2 protein-coding genes and 1 pseudogene are annotated in these 3,468 nt (G+C 69.4%); all 3 read left to right on the forward strand.

Going from position 1 to position 3,468, the window contains the following annotated elements; genetic code table 11:
- Positions 1 to 161 precede the first annotated feature (161 nt).
- Complete coding sequence (locus tag MJ797_RS27085; protein ID WP_255739386.1) at positions 162 to 293, forward strand: hypothetical protein; 132 nt, start codon at positions 162 to 164, stop codon at positions 291 to 293.
- Between the two features lie 125 nt (positions 294 to 418).
- Positions 419 to 1,936: an FtsK/SpoIIIE domain-containing protein gene (locus tag MJ797_RS22120; protein ID WP_239340579.1), complete on the forward strand. Its 1,518-nt coding sequence runs from the start codon at positions 419 to 421 to the stop codon at positions 1,934 to 1,936.
- A gap of 196 nt (positions 1,937 to 2,132) precedes the next feature.
- Positions 2,133 to 3,407: pseudogene (locus MJ797_RS22125) on the forward strand (replication initiator); the annotation flags it as partial.
- Positions 3,408 to 3,468 lie beyond the last annotated feature (61 nt).

Raw genomic sequence — 3,468 nt, forward strand, 5'->3', positions numbered from 1 at the left:
TCACCGTCTCCCGGGGCCTTCGATGACCGACCGCTCCACCGCGGTTCCGCCGGACGACGTGATGATCCGGCTGGAGCAAGTCAGCAAGCACTATCCCGGCCAGTCCGCGCCCTGGACACCGGCCGCGTCCACCTGGATATCTCGGCGGCGGGCGGGGGGCAGTGACCACCGACCACATCGAGTTCGCCCACGCGCTGGTACAGGCCGCCAACGACTATCTCATCGACTATGAACGGATTCTCCTGGACGGCACGACCGACACCACACAAGACGGGTCGGCGATAGCGGCCTGAATCGGTTTCTTTTCATCGTGGGCTCCGGGACCAGGACGGCTGTCTGAGTTTCCTTCTTCTCCGCTCGTCCCGGACCGCTGACCCTTATTTCTTTTCGTCCACAGACAAGGTGGGTGTGATCTGTCATGGCCAGAATCAACGGTTCCCGGCCGTTTCCGGAAGTCCCGACCCGGCATCCGACGGTGGACGTGCCGCTGTGGATGCTGCTTGTCGGACTGGCCGGCAAGATATGCGTCTATCTGGTGATGTTCCTGGCCCGGCATCCGGTACCGGTCGGTCTGCTGCTTACCGTGCTCGTGGTGTGCCACCGGTTCGGGCTGGCCGGGCTCGGGGTCGCGCTCCTGGTCCTGGTGGTGGTCGCCGGGGGGTGGCGGCTGGCCCATCGCCGGTCGTTTGGCTGGCTGGTCCGGTGGGTGTGGGGGCGGTGGCGGTTGCTGGTGGTGTATCGGTGGCGGTGGCGGCCGGCCATGGTCCATACCGGTCTGGCGATTCGGATGCCGACGTCGAACGCCGAGCGGGTGGCGTTCGCGAAGACGTTCCCGCGGATTCGTCAGGTCCGCTGCGATCGGTGGGGGGACCGGCTGCGGGTGGGGCTGCTTTACGGACAGACCCCGGAGCTGTGGGCGGAGCAGGCCGAGGCGCTGCGCCACGCGTTCCGCGCCCGGTCGTGTCGGATCCGCGCGGACCGGAAGGTCGGGTTCGTCTGGGTGGAGTTCACCCGCCGGGACCCGCTGGCGCGCCCGGTGGCCCCGCTGGATCTCGACGGTCCCGACACAGACGGTGACGGGGACGGCGGGGACGGCGGTCCGGTGGACCTGTCCGGCATTCCGGTGGGCCGTCGTGAGGACGGTGAGCTGTGGCGGCTGCCGGTCCGTGGCGCCCATGTCCTGATCGCCGGGGCGACCGGGGCGGGGAAGGGCTCGGTCATCTGGTCGACGATCCGCGGCCTCGGCCCAGCCGTGCGTGCCGGGCTGGTGGAACTGTGGGTATGTGATCCGAAAGGGGGGATGGAGCTGGCGTTCGGGCAGGGCATGTTCTCCCGTTTCGCGACCGACACCGACAGTATGGCCGATCTCCTCGACGATGCCGTGACCGTTATGCGGAAGCGCGCCGCTCGGCTGCGGAGGGTGGCCCGGTTGCACATCCCGACGACCGGTGAACCGCTGATCGTGGTGATCGTCGATGAGATCGCCTCCCTGACCTCCTACGTCACCGACCGGGAGCTGAAGCGGCGGCTGTCGGCGTCGCTACCGCTGCTGCTCTCCCAAGGCCGGGCACCGGGTGTGGTGGTGATCGGGGCGGTGCAGGACCCGCGTAAAGAGGTGCTGCCGTTTCGGGATCTGTTCCCAGTCCGGGTCGTGTTGCGGATGACCGACGCCGACCAGGTTGATCTCGTCTTGGGTGATGGTGCCCGCGACCGCGGGGCACGCGCCGACGAGATCAGCGACGACCTGCCCGGGGTCGGTTATGTGCTCGCCGACGGCCACGCCGACCCGGTCCGGGTCCGGGCGTGCTGGGTCGACGATGCGGAGATTGCCCGGATGGCGCGGCGGTATCCGGTGCCGGCGGTCGCGGAACTGATCGATGTGGTCGGTGGTGGTCCGGACGGCTGGACTCCGGACGTGGACGGACAGGCCGCATGACTGGTCCGGCGGAGTACGCCCCGGTGTATCCGCTGCCGGTCTGTGACTGGTGCCGGCATCTGTGGGTCGCGCACTGGACGGACGACGGCTGTCAGGCATCGACCGGACGGGGGCGAGTGTGTGGCTGCCGGGAAGCACCACCCGATCACCCCGATAAGCCCGACCCCGATGAGCATGGGCAGGAGGCACAGGCGGCATGATCGAGTCGAACACGCCACCGGCGGCGGGAACCCGGGCGGCCCGCCTGCGACAGCCGCTGGCCCGGCACGTCTTGGAGGCGGCCGCGGCAGAGAACGGGGTGTGTATCCGCCCGTTGGCGATGCGCCGCGTGGACGTGACCACCGGGGAAACCGAGATCGTCCCGGTGCCGTGCGGGGCCACCCTGGCATCGAAGTGCCCGTCGTGTGCGGAGCGGGCACGGAAACTGCGGATGGCGCAATGCGCCGCGGGTTGGCATCTCGATGACGAACCGCTACCCGACCCCGACCCCCCGACCGAGGACGCGAAGACCCTCGTCCAGCTCCGGGCAGATCTCGAAGCCGTCCGGACGGATGCGGTGACCGTTCATGATCTGGATCAGGTCGCCGACGTCGACGACCTGATCTCACAGGTGGACGCCGCGTTGAACGATCTCGGCGTGCGGGGAAAGGCGGCGCCGGACAGTCGGGACCGGCCCCGGCGGATCCGGTCGACCCGGCGGCGCCAGGATGCCCCGGACCTGCCCCGGCTGCCCGTCGATCGACGGACCGTGGGGCGGACGTTCACCGGATCGGATGGGACGGCGTGGCGGCCGTCGATGTTCCTCACGCTGACCTGCGACAGCTACGGCCGGGTGACCCCGGAGGGCACGCCGGTCGATCCGGAGGGCTACGACTATCGGCGGGCGGCCCGCGACGCGATCCACTTCCCCAAGCTGGTGGATCGCTTCTGGCAGAACCTGCGCCGGGCCGTGGGGTACGACGTCCAGTACTTCGCCTGCCTGGAACCCCAACGGCGCCTTGCCCCGCATCTGCACGCGGCGATGCGCGGCACGATCCCCCGGGTGCTGCTCCGCCAAGTGGCGGCGGCGACCTACCACCAGGTGTGGTGGCCATCCTGCGACCGGCCGCTCTACAGCGCCGACCGGCTGCCCGTCTGGGATGAGCACACCGGCGGCTACCGCGACCCGGACTCGGGCGCATCGTTGCCGACCTGGGAGGAGGCCCTCGACGTGATCGGGGAGGATGCCGAACCCGCCCATGTCGTCCGGTTCGGGGTGCAGGTCCGCGCGGACGGGGTGACCGCGAACAACGCGAACACCGGCCGGTTGATCGGCTACCTGACCAAGTACCTGACCAAGTCGCTGGACACCTGCCACGACATCACCACCGACGCGCAGCGGGCGCACGTCGACCGGCTCGCCGACGCCCTACGCTGCGAGCCGTGCACGCCGACGTGTGCGAACTGGCTGCGCTACGGCGTCCAGCCGAAAAAAGGGTCTGTAAGAACAACGGTGCAACACCCAGCGCCAGCGGGCCGTTTCCGCAGGTGAA

It is taken from the genome of Protofrankia sp. CiP3 (genome assembly GCF_917627345.1).
Lineage (GTDB): Bacteria > Actinomycetota > Actinomycetes > Frankiales > Frankiaceae > Protofrankia.

Coding starts and splice junctions, on each gene's coding strand:
- MJ797_RS22120 (WP_239340579.1), top strand. CDS start 419: ATGGCCAGAATCAACGGTTCCCGGCCGTTTCCGGAAGTCCCGACCCGG.